General features: G+C 43.9%; 13 protein-coding genes. 3 read left to right on the forward strand and 10 right to left on the reverse strand.

Annotated elements, in window-relative coordinates; translation table 11 throughout:
* Window positions 1–29: 29 nt before the first annotated feature.
* From C1G53_RS05870 to C1G53_RS05895, 6 genes are read right to left on the reverse strand one after another with little or no spacing between them, the layout of a single operon-like run.
* Window positions 30–1,343: an APC family permease gene (locus C1G53_RS05870; protein ID WP_105118036.1), complete on the reverse strand. Its 1,314-nt coding sequence runs from the start codon at window positions 1,341–1,343 to the stop codon at window positions 30–32.
* A gap of 23 nt (window positions 1,344–1,366) precedes the next feature.
* Entirely contained in the window at window positions 1,367–1,978 is a 612-nt protein-coding gene (locus C1G53_RS05875; protein WP_105118037.1) for a HutD family protein, read from the reverse strand.
* Window positions 1,979–1,991: 13 nt separating this feature from the next.
* Window positions 1,992–3,665 carry a formate--tetrahydrofolate ligase gene (locus tag C1G53_RS05880; protein ID WP_105118038.1) on the reverse strand — a complete coding sequence of 558 codons (1,674 nt, stop codon included), beginning with the start codon at window positions 3,663–3,665 and terminating at the stop codon, window positions 1,992–1,994.
* A gap of 11 nt (window positions 3,666–3,676) precedes the next feature.
* A complete protein-coding gene (locus C1G53_RS05885; RefSeq protein ID WP_105118039.1) occupies window positions 3,677–4,303 on the reverse strand; it encodes a cyclodeaminase/cyclohydrolase family protein in 627 nt (208 codons plus the stop codon).
* A gap of 11 nt (window positions 4,304–4,314) precedes the next feature.
* A complete protein-coding gene (ftcD, locus tag C1G53_RS05890; protein ID WP_105118040.1) occupies window positions 4,315–5,214 on the reverse strand; it encodes a glutamate formimidoyltransferase in 900 nt (299 codons plus the stop codon).
* Between the two features lie 41 nt (window positions 5,215–5,255).
* Window positions 5,256–7,289, reverse strand: coding sequence for a urocanate hydratase (locus tag C1G53_RS05895; protein WP_105118041.1), 2,034 nt, complete (start codon window positions 7,287–7,289; stop codon window positions 5,256–5,258).
* A gap of 234 nt (window positions 7,290–7,523) precedes the next feature.
* Here C1G53_RS05895 and hutI point away from each other — a divergent pair, with 234 nt between their 5' ends.
* Entirely contained in the window at window positions 7,524–8,774 is a 1,251-nt protein-coding gene (gene hutI, locus C1G53_RS05900; protein WP_105118042.1) for an imidazolonepropionase, read from the forward strand.
* Window positions 8,775–8,822: 48 nt separating this feature from the next.
* Here the strand turns inward: hutI and metG are convergent, their stop codons facing one another.
* Window positions 8,823–10,880 carry a methionine--tRNA ligase gene (metG, locus tag C1G53_RS05905; RefSeq protein ID WP_105118126.1) on the reverse strand — a complete coding sequence of 686 codons (2,058 nt, stop codon included), beginning with the start codon at window positions 10,878–10,880 and terminating at the stop codon, window positions 8,823–8,825.
* 99 nt (window positions 10,881–10,979) lie between these two features.
* Between metG and C1G53_RS05910 the strand changes: the two genes are divergently transcribed.
* Window positions 10,980–11,573, forward strand: coding sequence for a DUF1361 domain-containing protein (locus C1G53_RS05910; RefSeq protein WP_105118043.1), 594 nt, complete (start codon window positions 10,980–10,982; stop codon window positions 11,571–11,573).
* 137 nt (window positions 11,574–11,710) lie between these two features.
* Window positions 11,711–12,304 (forward strand): DUF1361 domain-containing protein, encoded by a 594-nt coding sequence (locus C1G53_RS05915; RefSeq protein WP_105118044.1) that lies wholly within the window; start codon window positions 11,711–11,713, stop codon window positions 12,302–12,304.
* Between the two features lie 41 nt (window positions 12,305–12,345).
* On the opposite strand, the gene C1G53_RS05920 is transcribed toward C1G53_RS05915, so the two are convergent.
* The 3 genes from C1G53_RS05920 to C1G53_RS05925 all read right to left on the reverse strand — a co-directional run bounded on the left by C1G53_RS05920 (window position 12,346) and on the right by C1G53_RS05925 (window position 16,538).
* Window positions 12,346–13,092: a hypothetical protein gene (locus C1G53_RS05920; protein ID WP_105118045.1), complete on the reverse strand. Its 747-nt coding sequence runs from the start codon at window positions 13,090–13,092 to the stop codon at window positions 12,346–12,348.
* 77 nt (window positions 13,093–13,169) lie between these two features.
* Window positions 13,170–13,295, reverse strand: a complete 126-nt coding sequence (locus C1G53_RS13535; RefSeq protein WP_269087989.1) for a hypothetical protein — start codon at window positions 13,293–13,295, stop codon at window positions 13,170–13,172.
* 144 nt (window positions 13,296–13,439) lie between these two features.
* On the reverse strand, window positions 13,440–16,538 hold the full coding sequence (locus C1G53_RS05925) for a type III restriction-modification system endonuclease (protein WP_105118046.1): 3,099 nt from the start codon (window positions 16,536–16,538) through the stop codon (window positions 13,440–13,442).
* Window positions 16,539–16,636 lie beyond the last annotated feature (98 nt).

A 16,636-nucleotide genomic window follows, 5' to 3' on the forward strand; every position in this document is an offset into this window, starting at 1 on the left:
TCATCCTTTCATTTTGCAGGAGGGTTCCATTACACTTTCTTTCGTCCATGCATGAAGAAGTAAATCGCACTAGAAATCAGTAAACCAATGGCTCCGTATACAAAGTTCATTGGGTTATCTCCCCAAATCATAATCAAACTAATAACTACTGCAATAGTTGGAATGACTGGTCCAAATGGCAGACGGAAAACTACCTGTGCATTCGGCTCATCTTTGCGTAATTTATTGACAGCCAGTGCTGTTGGGATGTATTGGAAGAAACGGAAGACTACACTGAGGGTAGCAAGAATTTCAAAGGAGCCTGATAACAAGAGGATACAAGCAATGACACATGAAATAATAATGGCTACAACTGGTGCATCATTGCCATTTTTCCGAGCAATGGCTGCTGGTAATAAACCTTCTTCAGCAATGGCAGCACCAAAACGTGGCACCATGATGGATTCACCCATGTTCAGACCAGTGATGGAAATGAGAGCCCCAATAGATACCAACCAGTAGCCAGCAGGACCAATCATCTTCACAAGAGCATCTTGCACAGGAGCCTTTGTATCCATTATACCAGAACCTAGCATGGCAATGGTACCCCCAATAATAAGCATATACAAAATAGAAACAATACTAATAGAACCTAATATAGCTCGAGGAACATTTTTTTCTGGATTTCTCATCTCACCAGCTACGATAGAGAGGGTTTCAAAGCCAATAAAGCCATAGAAAATATAGATGGCGGTGCCTGAAATCGCTCCCAGCAAGGTTTGTCCTTCAGATAATTGTACAAAAGGACTAAAGTTTGATAGACCTTTAGGAATAAAGATGATGGCACAAAGGGAGAAGAGAATAATCGGAATTAACTTGGCAATGGTTGCCGTAATGGTAAAGACTTTGGAGGTTCTCAAACCAGCAATGTTCATCAAGGACAAGAGAATGACCAAGCCGATACTAAGTGGAATATTCATTCCCTCAAAGGCTGGGAAAGTGATGATGAACATCTTAGCAAAACCTGCTGCCATAGCCGCCCAGGCAAACATGGTTACCATCCAGCCTAAGATGCCGACATTAAAACCAATAAAATCACCGAAAGCACGTTTAGAATATTGGAAGGCACCACCGTTTTTTCCAAAGTAACCTGCCACCTCAGCAAAACAGACCGCCAACATGATAGTTAGGATAGCTGTTCCTAGCATAACAGCGATGGAAGCTGGACCAAGGTCCCGATAAATATTTTGCGGCAAGAGAAAGATACCAGACCCAATAACAGCGTTGATACCGTATAAGGTCGCTCCTGTCAGAGAGAATTTTGCACTCTCCTGCGTCGATAACTGTGTCTGTTTGTTTTCCATGATATGATCTCCTAAATCTTCTTCTAGACCATGTTTCTACTTAGGTCAGTAGACCTAAGTTTAGCAATAAGCGCCTTAGGCTTTTGGCAAGCTTGACAAGCAGTTAGATGAAGGGATCGGGGAGGCAACTCATTGGTCTCAACCACCAGCAATTCCTTTGCTGCTAGATGACTACTTCCCCACCCTTCTATATGGAAATCCAAATTGACTAAGGCATAAATAAATTGAAAATCATCCCCACACTCTACTCCCCACTTGTTCTCATCCATCACCTGTAAATCAGCTTGCACACTATCGTCAAATATAATATTAAAATCCTGTGCTTTTCCTACGCATTGGATGGATTGTTCCCCCTCAAACCGATGGATGTGATAAGGAGCCAGAGTTACTTGTTCGCCACTATTCATATCCTGCAAGATAATGGTTTGGTCTAAACTTAATAGAATGCGGTGATATGAAGGTAGCGAGGTAAAGGTAGATTGTTCCGTGTCCATACTTGCTGTGGACAATCGAAATTGAAAATTTCTTTCACCATAGGAAGACTGAGCAGGAAAGAGATAGAGTTGAGTGGTTCGTCCACCTGACCAGGAGGTTTCTTGGTAATCACTTGTTTTATACTTTTCAACTCTAATCATCCTTCCACCTCTCTTAGAAAAGACCTGTGATATTGCCCTGGTTGTCAATATCAATTTTTTCACTCGCAGGGACCTTTGGCAAACCTGGCATGGTCATAATGTTTCCTGTCAAGGCGACGATAAAGCCAGCACCTGCTGAAACTTTGACATTACTAATGGTCACTGTAAAGTCTGTCGGAGCTCCTAAGAGATTAGGGTTATCTGAGAATGAATACTGGGTCTTGGCCATACAGATTGGATAGGAACCAAAACCTAGTCTTTCCAGTTCTGCTATTTCTTTTTTAGCAAGTGTTGAGAGTTTAACCCCTTGACCACCATAGACTTTTGTAACAATTTTGTGTAATTTAGTTTCAATCTTGTCTTCTACATCATAGACAAATTGGAAATGATTTTCTTCTTGAGCAAGTTGGACGACTTTCTCTGCAAGTTGACGCCCTCCTTGACCACCATGTGCCCAAACATCAGACAGTACTACATCAACACCACGTTTGGCACAAGCAGTAGAAACTGCCTCTAATTCTGCCTCTGTGTCTAGTGGGAATTTATTGATGGCAACAACCGCAGGCAAACCATAAACTTCCTGAATATTCTCCAAATGTTTTTCAAGGTTTGGTAAACCTGCAAGTACTGCTTCTACATTTTCTTGAGCCAGGTCAGACTTGGCAACTCCTCCGTGCATTTTAAGGGCACGAATAGTAGCTACGAGTACAACTGCGGATGGTCGTAAGCCACTTAGACGACACTTGATATCTATGAATTTTTCAGCGCCTAAATCTGCCCCAAAGCCTGCTTCTGTAACCACATAATCTGCATATTTTAAGGCTAATTTAGTAGCAAGAACACTATTACAACCGTGAGCAATATTTGCAAACGGACCACCGTGAATAAGGGCTGGGGAGTGTTCAAGGGTTTGAACAAGGTTAGGGTGAATGGCTTCTTTCAAGAGTGCTGCCATTGCCCCAGCTGCCTTAAGATCTCCAGCTGTAACCGGTTGACCTTGGAAATTATAGCCGATGATAATTTTTTCCAGTCGTGCCTTCAAATCAGCTATATTTTCAGATAGGCACAGAATAGCCATTATTTCTGAAGCAACGGTAATATCGTAGCCATCTTCCCTAGGTACTCCATTTACCTTACCATGCAGGCCATCGACAATATGGCGGAGCTGACGGTCATTCATGTCGACTACTCGCTTCCAGGTAATCCGACGACTATCAATTCCCAAGGCATTTCCATGATGAATATGATTATCAATCAAGGCTGCCAGCAGGTTATTAGCTACACCGATGGCATGAAAATCTCCAGTAAAATGCAAGTTAATATCTTCCATTGGAACAACCTGGGCATATCCACCACCTGCTGCACCACCTTTAACCCCAAAGACAGGTCCTAAAGACGGCTCACGCAGGGCGATGATAGCCTTTTTACCAATAGCAGTCAAGGCATCGACCAAACCAACGGAAGTTGTTGTTTTTCCTTCCCCTGCTGGAGTTGGGGAAATAGCCGTTACCAAAATCAATTTCCCATCTGGTTGATCTTTCAAGGCTTCTAACTGACGACTGTCAATTTTAGCCTTGTATCTACCATATAAGGATAAACTTTCTTCTGGAATACCTAAACGGTCTGCCACCTGTCCAATGGGTTCCATTTGGACGGAATTCGCAATGTCAATATCTGATAAAACCATAGCTACCTCCTTTAAACGATGCGGAGAATGTCTTCATATACCTGGTCTGCTAGGCTAGAACCAGCTTCCAAAATAGTCTGGCCTTGTTGGCGATAGTGACTGACAAAGTCCTCATCTTTTATACCTGATAAGTTGATGAGAACATTGAGCCAGGCCCCCTGCAAACCTGCCTTGAGCGAGAGGGCTGCCACCCCCAAATCACTGGCAGCATTGGTATTGGACTTGCCGACTGCCTCTGCTGTTACCTGAAGTGCCTGCAAAATAATCTCCATCATGCCAAACGGAGAGAGCGTTGCTGCCTTCAAGGCTGCCTGCATAGCCTGCCTGCGCGCTTCTTTATCTTCCTCTGTTTCCTTAGGCATATCAAAGACAGCTGAAACTTGATTAAATGCCTCTGTGTCTTCGTCTATTGCCCGCAATAAACGCTCTTGCAAGTCACCAGCTACGTTATGAATGTCTTCAATAGCAGCCTGATAGTCAGCATACTTTTTCTTCCCAAGAGTCAACTCGCACACCATTTTTGTCAATGAAATACCATTGACAGCCGAGAGAGCTGCTGCTGAGCCTCCGCCTGGTGCTGGGGCATCTGAACCCAGTAATTGAGCAAATTCTGTAAGAGTTAAATCAACTAATGCCATCGGTCATACTCCTATCCCAACAAATGATTTTCTAGTACCTGCTTGTTGTAATCAAACTCTTCCAATTGCAAGTAGTATTCTGCCACATCAACCAAGGCTTTTGCAGGTGCCAATCCAACGATTTCAGAACCAATAATCGACACACCATATCTCTTAGCCTCAAAACGAATGGTTTCAAAGGTACGATAAAGTGAGCATTTTTCCAAGTTCACCATATTCATTGAAACCTGGGCAATATTTCTTCCTTCCAACATGACACCGATAGCCTTACAATACTTGTAGCCACCACCTGAACCACGGATGATTTTGGCAATCTTGTTAGCAATTTCTAGATTGTCTGTATCCAAATTGACATTATAGGCAACTAGAGGCATCCGAGCGCCGACTGCTGTGACACCTGCTGTTGGATGAATCTTCCTTTCACCGAAATCAGGCGCCCAGTCTTCTTCCAATAATTTTTCAGGCATGCCTTCAAACTGACCCTTGCGGACCTTAGCCAGATTTTGTCGTTCTGGTCTGCTTGCTGCTTCTTCATAGAGGAAGACTGGAATAGCCAATTCTTTATTGATACGCTCAGCGACTTTCTTAGCCAGTTGAACACATTCTTCCATGCTGATGTCTTTTACAGGGACGAATGGAAGTACATCTGTCGCTCCCATCCTTGGGTGTTCACCTGTGTGCTTGGTCATATCAATCTTTTCACTAGCATATTTGACCAGTTGAAAAGCTCCTTCCTGAATACTTTCTTCATCTCCCACCAAAGTAAACACACTGCGGTTATGACTTTGGTCTGAAGAATAATCCAGCAAGGTCACACCTGGAACACTCTTAGCAGTCGCTACCAAGCCATCGATGATTTCCTGGTTACGTCCCTCTGAAAAATTTGGAATACATTCTACAAGTTTTGCCATTTGAAAACCTCTTTCTTATTATGATTGTTTAGCCGATTTACTTACTTTTCAAACAATTTAGCAACAGAAGACTGAATTAAGTCCTCATCTGCCAAATAAGGAATGGTGATATGGTCTGTACCTTGACGCATTTGGTTGTACTCAATAGCCGTTTCAATCGCATGGTCATTACGAGCCCAGTTCCGACGCGCTACACCACCCATGGTATCCCAAGCGATAGCTGATTTGATAATCTCATCCACGCGCTCGCTTCCATCCAATACCAGACCAAAACCACCATTGATAGACTTACCAATACCAGTACCGCCACCATTATGGAGGGCCACAAGACTCATGCCACGCGCCGCATTACCAGCGTAGCACTGAACAGCCATATCGCAGGTTACATTTGAACCATCCTTGATGTTGGATGTTTCACGGAATGGAGAATCAGTACCCGATACATCGTGATGGTCACGACCCAGCATGACAGGACCAATTTTTCCTTGACGAATGAGCTCATTGAACTTCAGCGCAATATTGACACGACCCATGCAATCTTGGTACAAAATCCGTGCCTGAGTTCCTACGACCAGCTGATTTTTCTCTGCGTCGCGGATCCAGTTGTAATTATCACGATCTTGGTAACGACGAGTTGGATCAATCACATCCATAGCAGCCTTGTCTGTAGTAATCAAGTCCTCATGCTTGCCACTCAAGCAAACCCAACGGAATGGACCGTAACCATAGTCAAAGAGCATAGGTCCCATGATATCTTCCACATAAGAAGGCCAGATGAAGCCATCTTTATCATCCAAACCATTCTTAGAAATTTCCTTGATACCTGAGTCATAAACTGACTTCATAAAGGCATTGCCATAATCGAAGAAATAGGTTCCTCGGTCAGTCAGGGTCTTAATAGCTTGATAATGACGTTCCAGGGTTTTATCCACTAGACCAATAAAGCTTTCCTTATCCTCTGCGAGTAAACGAGTACGCTCCTCAAAGCTAATACCGACTGGACAGTAGCCTCCATCATAGACATTGTGACAAGAGGTTTGGTCAGAGAGAAGGTCAACTGGAATATTCTTTTCAACCACATATTCCAGCAAATCTACAATATTTCCATGATAGGCGATTGAGGTAGATTGGCCTTTCTCTTTCGCAGCCAAGGCCAAGGTCAATGCTTCTTCTGGACTTTCTGCCAACTGACTAATCCAACCTTGTGAATGGCGGGTTTCAATCCGCGACTGGTCTACCTCGGCTACAATAGCAACTGCCTTAGCAATTTCAGCAGCCTTGCCCTGAGCTCCACTCATTCCACCCAAACCAGATGAGATAAAGAGTTTACCTGTCAAATCCCCATCATCAGCCACACCCAATTTCAAGCGGCCAGCATTGAGAAGAGTATTGAAGGTACCATGAACAATTCCCTGAGGACCAATGTACATCCAGCCACCAGCTGTCATCTGACCGTAATTGGTCACACCCATTTCTTCAGCGATTTCCCAGTCCTTCATGTTGTCGTATTCACCAACCAACAAACCATTGGTAATAATGACACGCGGTGCCTCTGGTTTGGACTTAAATAGACCTAAGGGATGACCGGATTCGACCACCAAGGTCTGTTCTTCTGTCATGACCTCCAGGTATTTTTTAATCAAACAATACTGCATCCAGTTGGCACAGACCGAACCTGTTTCCCCATAAGTGACTAACTCGTAAGGATACAAGGCAATTTCAAAACTGAGGTTATTATCCATCATGACCTGCATGGCCTTAGCAGCCGTACAATTTCCCTTGTAGTCATCAATCGGCTTGCCATAAATTCTTTCTTTTGGACGCCAGCGATAGCCATAAATCCGCCCGCGAGTTTTTAACTCTTCCAAAAATTCTGGAATGACTTCCTCATGGTATTTTTTTGGAATATACCGCAGGGCATTTTTCAAGGCAATCTCTGTCTGAGCCTGTGTTAACCGAAAGCCCCGGTCTGGTGCTCGTCTGATGCCTTCCTCAAAGACTGTCTTTTCAGGCAAGACATCATCTAACTTGATGGTCATTGCTGCCGCAATATCTTTTTCTTCAAAATGTGACATAGGTCATCCTCCTTTTGAATCTAGTGCTTGTTTCCTTCCTCAGAAATAGACCCATTTCCAAGCAAGGACTTTTTATACATTCCTAGTTTACCTTTTATCCGTCTATACAAAGTCTGTTAATATATTGTCAACAAAGACTTTTTATTTTTTGAGAAAAAAGATTTATTTTTGACAAAAATTTGACGGTTTTGTATTATCCTAGAACTAAGAACATCATACAAGGGAGGACGCACTATGTTCGCAGACAAAATATTGACCCATTTCAATCAGGTATTTTGCCCCAATGACCCCGGTCATCCTCTAGCTGGTAAGGAAATGGCTACAGCCACTATCTTAGAAGACGGCTACATAGCCATAAAGGATGGAAAAATTCTCGCAACTGGGACTGGAGAGCCTCAAGCAGACTTAGTTGGTCCTGAAACGATTCTTCTTTCATGTCAAGGAAAGGTGGCCACCCCTGGACTGATCGATTGCCATACCCATCTGGTCTATGGAGGAAGCCGAGAGCATGAATTTGCTCAGAAACTAGCTGGCGTTTCTTATCTGGATATTTTGGCAAATGGTGGAGGTATTCTATCCACTGTCCGAGCGACAAGAAAGGCTGATTTTGATACCCTCTATCAAAAATCCTATAAACTACTGGACTATATGCTGGACCATGGAGTGACTACCGTAGAGGCTAAAAGTGGCTACGGACTGGACTGGGAAACTGAAAAAAGGCAGTTAGAAGTGGTGCAAAAACTTCATGAGGACCACCCTATTGATTTGATTTCTACCTTTATGGCAGCCCATGCCATTCCAGAAGAATATAAAGGAAATAACCAAGCCTACTTGGACCTCATCATTGAAAGCATGTTGCCACAAGTTAAAGAAGAAAACTTGGCAGAATTCTGTGACATCTTCTGCGAGCAAGGAGTTTTCACCGCTGAAGAAGCCCGTAGCCTACTCACAAAAGCCAAGGACATGGGCTTTAAACTTCGTATCCATGCTGATGAAATTAAAAGCATTGGTGGGGTTGATTTGGCTGCCGAACTGGGCACAGTCAGTGCCGAGCACCTGATGGTCATTACTGACCAAGGCATTGACAAACTAAGTCATGCTAAGGTGATTGGCAACCTCCTTCCAGCTACCACCTTTAGCCTGATGGAAGATACCTATGCACCCGCTCGGAAAATGCTGGATAAGGGGATGGCAATTACCCTGTCAACCGATAGCAATCCAGGCAGTTGCCCAACTGCCAACCTCCAATTTGTCATGCAACTGGGTAGCTTCATGATGCGTTTAACACCAGTTGAAATCTTGAATGCTGTGACCATCAACGCTGCCTATTCCGTAGACAGACAGACCCATATTGGTAGTTTCCACCCTGGAAAAGATGCAGACATTAGCATTTTTGATGCACCCAATATCGACTTCCTCTTCTACTTCTTCGCAACCAATTTAACAGACCAAGTCTATAAAAAAGGCCTCTGTGTCAGAGGTTAAAACAATAAAGGAAGCCTCCTCAGCCGGAAGCTTCCTTTTTAAATTTTCTTACCCAATCTGACTGCCGTTTGGCACAGATGGATCGACTGTTAAGAGTGTTAAATTGTCACCATGTTCAGCTGAGAGGATCATGCCCTGGCTGAGCAAGCCCATCATCTTACGTGGCTTGAGGTTGGCAACGATTTGAACTTTCTTACCGACCAACTCCTGCTCATTTGGATAGTACTTGGCGATACCAGACAGGATTTGGCGGTCTTGGCCATCACCTGCGTCCAGACGGAACTTGAGCAGCTTGTCAGACCCCTCCACTTTGGCTACTTCCTTGACTTCGGCCACACGGATTTCTACCTTGTCGAAGTCCTCGAACTTGATCGCGGCCTTCTCATTTTTGAGTTCCACATCAGCTGGGTTCCATTCTTTTTCTTCCTCTTGGGAAATAGCAGAGCTACCACCCATTTGAGCTTGGATATAGGTGATTTCCTCTTCCATATCCAGACGTGGGAAGATAGGCATGCCTTTTGCAACCACTGTCAAACCAGCTGGAAGACCTGCAAAGTCAAGGTTTTCAAGGTCAAATCCTGTTCCCAAACCAAGTTGTTCCATAATGGCATTTGAAGTGGTCATCATGAATGGCTGAATGAGGTGAGCCACCACCCGAAGACCTGCTGTCAAGTGAGCCATGACTGCTGCCAACTTGTCACGGTCCGCTTCGTCCTTAGCCAAGACCCAAGGTGCAGTTTCATCGATGTACTTGTTGGTACGAGAGATGATATTCCAAACAGCTTCCAAGGCGCGTGGATAGTCAACGGCTTCCATATACTTATGGTAGCTTGCCAAGTTGTCAGCCACTACTGCCGCCAAATCCGCATCAAAATCTGTCACATTGGCAACAAAGGTTGGTACCTGACCGCCGAAATACTTGTTAATCATGGCAACGGTACGGTTGAGCAAGTTTCCAAGGTCGTTGGCCAGTTCATAGTTAATACGACCAACATAATCTTCTGGTGTAAAGGTGCCGTCAGAGCCAACTGGCAGACTACGCATGAGGTAATAACGGAGCGGATCCAAGCCGAAACGCTCAACCAACATTTCTGGATAGACCACATTGCCCTTAGACTTAGACATCTTGCCGTCTTTCATGACAAACCAGCCATGAGCGACCAAGCGGTCTGGCAACTTCATGTCCAACATCATGAGCATGATTGGCCAGTAAATGGAGTGAAAACGAAGAATATCCTTGCCAACCATGTGGTAAACTGTTCCATTCCAGAAGGTGTCGTAGTTGGCTGTTTCTTCCTGACCATAACCCAAGGCTGTCGCATAGTTGAGCAGGGCATCGATCCAAACATAGACAACGTGCTTTGGATTGGACGGCACAGGTACTCCCCAAGTAAATGATGTACGGGATACTGCCAAATCTTCCAAGCCTGGCTCGATGAAGTTTTTCATGATTTCATTGAGGCGGCCGTCTGGCTGGATAAAGTCTGGGTGGGCCTTGAAAAACTCGACCAATTTATCCTGATACTTGCTGAGGCGGAGGAAGTAGGATTCTTCTGAAACCCAGGCAACCTCGTGACCGCTCGGAGCGATACCACCTGTTACCTTGCCGTTTTCATCTCGGAAGACCTCTTCTAATTGGCTCTCGGTGAAAAATTCCTCGTCCGATACAGAGTACCATCCAGAATACTCTCCCAAGTAAATGTCGTCCTGCGCCAGCAATTTTTCAAAAACAGCCGCCACCACTTCCTCGTGGTAATCATCAGTCGTGCGGATGAACTTGTCGTAAGAGATGTCGAGCAAGTTCCAGAGCTCTTTAACGCCAACCGCCATGCCGTCAACGTAGGCTTGAGGTGTCAAACCAGCCTCTTTTGCCTTCTCCTCAATCTTTTGCCCGTGCTCATCAAGACCAGTCAGATAGAAGACCTCGTGACCCATGAGACGCTTGTAGCGAGCCAAGACATCGCAGGCAATAGTTGTGTAGGCTGATCCGATGTGAAGCTTGCCAGACGGATAATAAATCGGTGTGGTGATATAAAATGGTGTTTTTGTCATGTTTTTTCCTTTCAACTCAGGGCAAATGAAACCCTGTTCTTGATAACACCCCATTTTATCATATTTTTGTGCAAAAACAAAGCGACTTCCCATCCACAATCCTTCTAAGATATGTTATACTAGAAGAAGTTATGAAAAAGAATGGGGTTGTCTATGTTTTCACCTAAAAATCTCTTAATCCATCTATTTTTTGTTATTATTTGTGTCGGAATGCTCTTAAATGACGTTCAAAATACCGGCCTGATGTGGAATATGCTCTGGGCCTTGTTGGCCTTGGACTTTGCTATTTTGGTCCGCCAAAATAATCATACTGCCAGCAAGCTCTTGATCACACCATTTTGGCTCTTCTTCTATCCTAATACCTTCTACATTTTGACCGAACTGGTCAATCTCCAATTTACCAGCACAGCCCTCTGGGAAAGCAACAGCTTGCTCCTCTTTATGCTCTATGTCCCAGCTATTCTCTTTGGAATTATGGCTGGCGTGGAAAGTTTAGAAGCTATTTTCAAAAGCTACAATGTCAAATTCTATGGCCTGCGTTTGCTGATTATTGGTAGTCTATCCCTCTTTGCTAGTTATGCTATTTATATCGGTCGCTATGCCAACATTCGCTCCTGGGATATTTTTATCCGCCCTGTGACAGTTTTTTCTAGCATGATTTCAGCAATTACCTGGGATACCTTCCCCTTTATCTTTGGCTTTACCCTCCTGCAAATCATGGTTTTGGTCTTTGCAGTTGATGAATAATTCAGTTGAAAGAAACAGGTCAGCTGTTTCTTTTTTTAATCCAACCTTAAACAAGTCCTGACAGTTCGATATCAAATACCTATTTTCTATGAGAATGTGATATACTAGCGTTTATATTCTACAGAAAGAGGTTTCCTATGTTTACTAAGAAAAATGTTTTTATCCATATTTTTTTCCTCATCATCGCTGCCGGTCTAAAGCGTTATGATGTCACAGCACCTGACTTGACTTGGAATATGTTTTTGGCTTTGGTAGCACTTGATTTTGCTATCCTAACAAACCACAGTAAGTCCAAGGTCATAAAGATCATTGCTGGGCTCCTCTGGCTCTTTTTCTACCCCAACACCTTTTACATGGTGACGGACATCGTCCACATGCACTTTGCCAACACAGTCCTTTGGCAGCGTGAAAGCATGATCCTTTTCATGCTCTATGTCCCAAGTATTTTCTATGGGGTCATGACTGGCGTGGAAAGTCTGCGGCTGATTTTCTCTGCCTTTTCTATCAAGTCCTACTGGATCAGGCTGTTTCTAATTGGTGGTCTCTCCCTTCTTTCCAGCTTTGCCATTCACATCGGACGCTATGCACGGCTCAATTCATGGGACATCTTTACCAGACCAAGCCTGGTTATCAGTGAAATGATTGAAGTCGTTTCTTGGGCTGCCTTGCCCTTCATCCTGGGCTTTACTTTTATACAAATCATGGTCTTGGTCTTTTCCATAGACGAATAACAAAACCGGCAACAGCCTTGTACTGTTACCGGTTTTTCTTATCAAAAATGGAGTTGTGCAAATACATCTTCCAAATCAGCTATTATTTCTTGATGAAAGTCCAAATAATAGGTTTTTTGGTCAGAGGCTGGCAGTTTTTCAATATCTGCTAAAATGTCCTGGTAGCGTCGTAGAAGGTTCTTACCAGCCACTTTATCTATCTCATCCATTTCACCGATACCTGCTGCTATGTCATCTAAGCTGTCATATTTAGCGATTATTCCCTCGGTCCACTGGCGCTTGTCCTTGTTGAGAGTGACAATCTTTTCTGTCAGCCATTCTTCATACCTTTCCTCTTCTGTCAAAGACTGGCTATTAGCGGCGGTCTTAGTCACTCGGTCGGATTTACTAGAACGAAGGTAATTCCGATAAAACCAGAAGGCAAAAAGAATAGCTAGAATGATATTGACTGGAAAAACAAAGCTAAGGGTGAACAGTACGGTCAGCCACAAGATCAACTTGAAATCTCTTACCGCTTTCTCTGCATGTCTGTTCTTATCCTCCCACTCGTCCAATATAGCCTGGGCTTGGGCAGCATAGGTTTCAACCAATTTTGCCAGTCGTACCTTTTTCTCTGGGTCGTCTTCCAGTTCCATGGCCAGATAGGCTTGGTTCATGCGGGCCTTGGCCGCCTCATAAGTCTGGACAGTCGCTAAGTATTCCGCATTGCTATTCATCTGATTCAGCAAGCGGTCCGTCTGCCCTTTGATAAAAGACCGATCGCTTGATGTTAATTTACGGTAAGGCATAGCAACCCCTCCCTGTATATCTGAAATATACTACCATTTTACGATAGGTTACATTCTTTTGCAATGCTTAAATATCATTATTTCCTTCTGCCAAACAATAGACTTAAAATGACAAAACCACCTGCCAAGGCAACAATAATAACTGGTGAGGCCCAGAGCAAAATCAAAAACCAAATAAAGAGTTTCATAAAGAGTTCTTCCATTTGTCTTTCCTCCTACTTCCTACGAAAGAATGTGAAAGCTATCGCTATGGCGATAATGCCTACCAGATAACAAATCGCAAATGTAAAAAATAGAAATGCACCCATATATTTCTCCTTCTCTTGTGATAAGGATTGCTTGGTTGCTTATCCCCTCACGATTTCTAATAATTTTTCATAGGAATCCACCACATCGTACATGTGGTCGTCTCCTATCAAACCTTTTTCTTTCAAGGCTTTGAAGTGGGCCTTGGCACACTCAATTTTTGCAAGCTCTGCCCCTTTCAGTTGCAAACTAGACATGGAACCCTTGGTTTCGGCTACAAAATAAACATGCTTGACCGAACCATCTCGAAAGGCAATTGCCCAGTCAGGGTTGTAAGCACCCAGAGGGGTGGAAATCTTAAAATTGCTAGGTAATTTAGTGTAGACCATAACATCTTCAAATTGATCCAACTCTTCTTTGAACTTCCGCTCCGTATCCGAATCAACCTTTACATAATTATACACGCCTTTTTGCGATTCCAGTATCCGTTTGTCCGACAATTTTCCGCTTTCTGGGTTATCCGTAAAAACAGAAGTGTCAAAGGTTTCTTCCAAGATATTGTAGCGGATATGCTCAATCACCTGACTGGCCTTTTGTTCATTGATCAGGCGGCTTGTTCGTTGGATAAATGCCTCAGGGTTATAGCTGAACATGTCAAACTTGCTAGGTGAGATTTGTTTCAGGATAATGGCAACTGTTCTCCGTTTCAGCTCCGTGCGACTGGCGATTTCACCCAACAAATCATAGCGGAGTTGAATAGAAGACTTGTCCAATTCAGCCTGACGCTTGCCGTCTTTATTGACCTTGAAATCCAAACCTTGCTCAGCTTTCATTTCCCTAGCCTCAGCCTCTGTAATCATATAGCTAGGCTTTTTGACAAAGAGAGCCTCATTGATAACCTTGACCGATTTTTCAATCAACTCCTCATCGTCAAACTCCACATAATAGGTGGACTTGTGATGAATGCTTTCCCACAGACGTTTAAACTCTTGACGATTGTAATTATCATGATTGATTTCTCTAGCAAAGACAACTTCCGAATCATTTTCACGCTCAATCTGGTAACGATTGGCATCGTAAATAGATTCCAAAATGTCTTTTACCGCCACTTCATAGCCAGCCAGATTTTCAGATAGAACAAACTGACTTGTTTCTTTTTGCTCAAAGTAAGTGGTGGTCAGATTTCCCTTGCTGTCAATATAATCTTGCTTAATCAACTGGTGTTCAATCTCTTTAGCCACTTCCTGGGTGACAGTCAGTTTTTGACCAGCTTCATTTTCCAAGACCTTGTTGACAAAGAGATCCACTTCCACCTTACTTGGTCGATCAGCCAAGATTTCCTTGAGTTCTCTTTGCAAGTTCTTTGCAAAATCCTCATAGCTTTCATTGGCAATGACGGTCAATTTGTTAATGTTATGAACATCAGCTCCTAAGAGTTCCTCATCCTGACGGACACCTTTTTGGTCAACAGCAAGACGCATCCCACGACCGATCTTTTGCCGTTTTTCTGTCTCCGTACCCGTATTTTTCAGAGTACAAATCTGGAAGACATTAGGATTGTCCCAGCCTTCTTTGAGGGCTGAGTGGGAGAAGATAAAGCGTACTGGCTCATCAAAGGACAGCAGACGCTCCTTGTCCTTCATAATCAAATCAAAGGCATCCTTGTCGTTAGATTGATTATTTCTCTTCTCAGTTGCCGATTTGTAATCCACAAACTTGACCTTATCCGATTTTTTCACCTTATCAACGGAGAAATAACCTGCGTGAACGGAATTGCCTTCTTGGTGCTTGTTGAGATAGTGCCAAAAGTTGCTGCCATGGAGGTTGGGATCTGCCAACAAGGCCTTGACCTGGGCTTCATACTCTTCTTCAAACATCTGGGCATAGGTGCCATTGTAGGCATCATTTTGCTCATCGTAGCACTTGTACTTAGCTACCTCATCAATGAAGAAAAGGGAAAGCACCTTGATACCTCGTTTATATAAGCCTTCTTCTTTTTGCAGGTGACTGGCAATGGTTTCCCGAATCTGGATACGACGGATGTCATCTTCGTTGGTTTCCCCAATCACTTCTCCAACATGGAGTTTGCGATTGGCACCGATTTGAATGGAATTTTCGCCCTCACGCGCATCAAAATGACTCAAGGTCCAACCGCCTTGATATGCCGGGAGATTACCTGACTCTTCAAAAAGGGCAAACGGTTCTTCAACCAACTTGGTCACCCGCTTGACATCACCTGACTTGGTTCGCACTTCAAACTCGATCCGAGCCTTGGGTGCTCCTGATTTTTGCGGAACTAGTTCTTGCAGATAAAGGTAGCCTTGTGTACCTGTGGTAGAAGTCTGCTCCACAGTCTTAACGGCAATCTTCTTGACCAACTTTTTATTATAGGCGTCCAAGGCATCCAGACGATAAATCATATCGTGCTTGTCCTTATGGGTCGCTGAATAGCGGAGGGTAAATAGGGGCTTGAAGTCCTCCAAGCGTTCTTTAGTCTTTTTCCCCTCAACCGACTGAGGCTCATCAATGATCAAAATGGGATTGGTTGCTGCGATAACATCGATGGGCTTTCTCCAGCGGAAACTTTCCTGCTCGGTGTGAATGCGACGGGCATCTGCTCCAGTGGCATTAAAGGCCTGGGAGTTGATGATCATGACCTGAATGTCCGAGGAGTTGGCAAACTTGTCCAGCTCTCCCAAACGGCTAGAGTCATAGACAAAGTAGCGTGGCTTCTTGCCATACTCCATCTGGAAATGGTCTGCCATGATTTCAAAGGACTTGAGCACCCCCTCCCGAATGGCGATACTTGGCACCACAATGATAAACTTGAGCCAGCCATACTGCTTGTTGAGCTCCATCAGGGTGCGGATATAGGTATAGGTCTTCCCTGTCCCTGTCTCCATCTCAATGGTCAAATTGTAGGACGGACGACCATCCACTTTTTGGATGGATAGGTTTTCTGAAGGTTTAAGTCCATAGCGGAGCTGCTGAGTTCGTACCTGCTGGCTGATAGTATCTTGCGAAAGCTGGATGGGAGCATTGCGGAAACCGATAAAATTCATATCCAGTTCCGCATCCATTCCCTGACCCTTGTCCATGTGGTAGTCAAAACCGCTGTGCTTGCCCTGACCCGCAAAAACATCCACAACAGAGGACACCGCATCTAACTGAAATTGCTGCTGCTTAAATTGAAGTTTCATAATTAAGATACTAAGGGCGTCTAAGGGACACAGACAAAATAGGCATTTTTAAATTGGAGTTTACTCCAAGTAAAAATGATCTTTTTGTCCAAGTCCCT

The sequence above is a fragment of the Streptococcus suis genome (assembly GCF_002960445.1).
GTDB classification, from domain to species: domain Bacteria; phylum Bacillota; class Bacilli; order Lactobacillales; family Streptococcaceae; genus Streptococcus; species Streptococcus hyiners.